We start from the raw sequence: 3,063 nt of genomic DNA on the forward strand, positions 1-3,063 counted from the left end.
ATCCAAAAGTGCGGCTGCTGCTCGACTTCATGGCCGAGCGCTGCCAGCGGCTGATCAACGATCTGCTTGCTGGCAAATAAAGGCTGGCCGGCAAATAGGGACTGGCCGGTAGGTGAGCGGCGGTTTGGCCCAGCGCCGGCGGTTGCCATCCCAGGATGTGGCGAACATAGTTCGGGGTGGCATTTCATCTCATAGGAACCCCCGATGGACAACGGCGCCACAATGCATCTTGCCGTTTCGCTCGCCGATCCATCACTCGAGACTGGGTTGGAATTCAGCCGCCTGGCTGGTTTCGTGCAAAAGGCTGAAGCAGCCGGGCTGGACATGGTGCTGCTTGCCGATGCCGCGCCAGCGTCCGAAAGCGAAGCCGCGAACAAACGGATGCCCTTCGAAGCGACGACCTTGCTGGCCGCTCTGGCGACTGTCACAAGCAGGATCGGCTTGGTTGCCGCTGCCTCGACAATTGCCCACCAACCCTACAATCTGGCACGCCGTTTCGCTTCGCTCGACGTTATCAGCCACGGCCGCAGTGGCTGGAACGCAACCATGACGCAAGCGCCACGGGAAGCAGCCAATTTCAGCCGGCCCGAAGGATTTTCGCCTAACGATTTCCGCCGTCGCAGTGAGGAATATATCGGCATCGTGCAAGGTCTGTGGCAGGGCTGGGATGCGGACGCCCTGCTGTTCGACCAGGGCGGCGGCCGCTTCCACGACCCCGAAAAGATGCACCTGCTGGAGCACAAGGGCGAATTCTTTTCCGTGCGCGGACCGCTGAACGTCGCCCGGTCGCCGCAGGATACGCCAGTGCTCGTCTTGTCGGGCCTGCAGGAATCCGACTTCGATATTGCCACTCGCACCGCCGATGTCATCCTGCTGGACGGCGGACTGGTGGAGGGCGCGACCGAACGCTATGACGATATCAGGCGCCGTGTCACGGCGTGCGGACGCGATCCGGATGCTGTGAAAGTGCTGACGAACGTCGCGCTTATCGCCGATAGTAAGCCGGCTGCCGTCGCCGAGAGGCTGGAAAAGGAATTCCGGGCGAGAGGCTGCGACGGGTTCAACATCCTGATGCCGGCACAGCTTTCTGCGCTCGACGATTTCGTCGATCTGGTCTTGCCGGCGCTGCGGCGGCGTGGCTTGTTTCGAGAGAACTATCGCGGAAAAACGTTGCGCTCGCATCTCGGGCTTGCCGGCGGAGGTGACCAATGACTGCCCGCCAGATGAAGCTCGGCGCCTTTCTGTGGGCGACAGGTCATCACATCGCCGCCTGGCGCCACCCCAAGGCGCACGTCACCGCCGGCATAGACATCGATCATTACATCCAGCTGGCGCGCACGGCGGAGGCGGCGAAGTTCGACATGGTGTTCTGCGAGGACGCCGCCGGCCTGCGTGAAGCCAATATCGGCATTGCCAGCCAGACGTCGCGCTCGATCGGTTTCGAGCCGATCAGCCTGCTCTCGGCGCTCGCCGTCCAGACCAGCCGCATCGGCCTCGTCTCGACAGCGTCGACAAGCTACAACGAGCCCTATGGGCTGGCACGAACCTTCCTGTCGATCGACCATCTGAGCGGCGGCCGGGCCGGCTGGAATCTGGTCACCTCGGCCAGCCCCATCGAAGCAGCCAATTTCGGCGCGACGGGCCTCAAGCCCCATGCCGACCGCTACGAACGGGCGCGCGAGTTCGCCGAGGTGGTGACCGGCCTGTGGCACGGCAAGGCTTCCGGCCATAACGGCCAGAGCTTTTCGGTTCGCGATCCGCTCGACCTGCCGCGCTCGCCGCAGGGCGCGCCGGTGATGGTTCAGGCCGGCGCCTCGGATGTCGGCCGCGACCTTGCCGCCCGCACCGCCGATGTGGTGTTCACGGCGGCGCAGACCTTCGAGGAAGCCAAGGCCTTCTATGACGATCTCAAAGGACGTCTGGCGGCCTATGGGCGCGAGCCGGACGACATCAAGATCATGCCGGGCGTCGCACCGGTGGTGGCGGAGACCGAAGCGGAGGCCCGTGAAAAATACGAGGAATTGCAGGAGCTGATCCCCGACGATGTCGGCGTGGCGCTGCTGTCCAGCTATCTCAGCATCTCCGATCTGTGGCGCTATCCGATCGATGGGCCACTGCCGGAACTGCCGGAGAGCGAGGGGATGAAGAGCAGGCAAGCGCTGGTCATCGAGCAATCGCGCCGCGACGGCCTCTCCATCCGCCAGCTCGCCCGGCATTTTGCCGGCGCGCGGGGCCATTGGCGCATCGTCGGCACAGCGGCCCAAGTCGCCGACGAACTGCAGGCGCGGTTCGAGGGTAGCGCGGCCGACGGTTTCAACGTCATGCCCTCATATTTCCCCGGGGAACTCGATGCCTTTGCCACGCTCGTCGTGCCGGAGTTGCAGCGGCGCGGACTGTTCCGGACGGAATACCAGGGCCGCACGCTGCGCGACCATCTGGGTTTGAAACGGCCGGTTTAGCTGCGGCGCAGCTTAGCTTGCCATCACCTTGCCATGCGGAATTTGATGGTCGGCATTTAAGGCTGCGTTGTGATTGACCAACGCCGTCATGATCTCGGCCGCAGCCAGCGCCGCGATGACCTGAGGGCGCTTGTCCTTGACGGTGTCGCCGCCAATTGGCGAGACGAGGCGGGCAAACTCGGCCTGGCTGCCGTCCGCCGATTTCAGGAACCAGGTCCTGAACGTCGCTTTCTTCGTCTTCGAGCCGATCATGCCGACATAGGCGGTGTCACCGCGTTTCAGCGCTTCCGCGACGATCAGGAAATCCAGCGCATGATCGTGGGTCAGGATGGCGAAGGCGGCGCCGGCGGGGGCATTCCGCACCATCGCTTCCGGCATAGCTGTCAGCCGTGTCTCGATGGTTTCGGGCATGCCTTCCAGTGCTTCGGCCCGCGTCTCGATGACGACGCCGTGCACGGGAAGAAGTGCGATCGCCGATGCCAGCGCCTGGCCGACATGGCCGCCACCGAAGATGTAGACGTACGGCAGGTGCGCCTCTTCGGCTTCGGCGGCCGCAACCAGGTCGCCGGCAAGCGCAGCATCGACGAGCCGGATCAAGACTTCG

The 3,063-nt window shown here is 64.1% G+C and carries 3 protein-coding genes; 2 read left to right on the forward strand and 1 reads right to left on the reverse strand.

Features of this window, described 5'->3' with window-relative positions; translation table 11 throughout:
• Window positions 1-204: 204 nt before the first annotated feature.
• Together ENZ75_RS26635 and ENZ75_RS26640 are read left to right on the forward strand one after the other, a co-directional pair.
• Complete coding sequence (locus ENZ75_RS26635) at window positions 205-1,212, forward strand: LLM class flavin-dependent oxidoreductase (RefSeq protein WP_082826625.1); 1,008 nt, start codon at window positions 205-207, stop codon at window positions 1,210-1,212.
• Entirely contained in the window at window positions 1,209-2,459 is a 1,251-nt protein-coding gene (locus ENZ75_RS26640) for an LLM class flavin-dependent oxidoreductase (protein ID WP_063169825.1), read from the forward strand. Before ENZ75_RS26635 ends, ENZ75_RS26640 begins: the two co-directional genes overlap by 4 nt.
• A gap of 12 nt (window positions 2,460-2,471) precedes the next feature.
• Here the strand turns inward: ENZ75_RS26640 and xdhC are convergent.
• A partial coding sequence (gene xdhC, locus ENZ75_RS26645; protein ID WP_128278438.1) for a xanthine dehydrogenase accessory protein XdhC occupies window positions 2,472-3,063 on the reverse strand: 592 nt, incomplete at its 5' end.

The organism is Mesorhizobium sp. M7A.F.Ca.CA.002.04.1.1, from assembly GCF_004022805.1.
GTDB classification, from domain to species: Bacteria; Pseudomonadota; Alphaproteobacteria; order Rhizobiales; family Rhizobiaceae; genus Mesorhizobium; species Mesorhizobium ciceri.

Excerpts from the sequence above, each read along its gene's own strand:
- ENZ75_RS26635 (WP_082826625.1), top strand. The coding sequence starts at position 205 with ATGGACAACGGCGCCACAATGCATCTTGCCGTTTCGCTCGCCGATCCA.
- ENZ75_RS26640 (WP_063169825.1), top strand. The coding sequence starts at position 1,209 with ATGACTGCCCGCCAGATGAAGCTCGGCGCCTTTCTGTGGGCGACAGGT.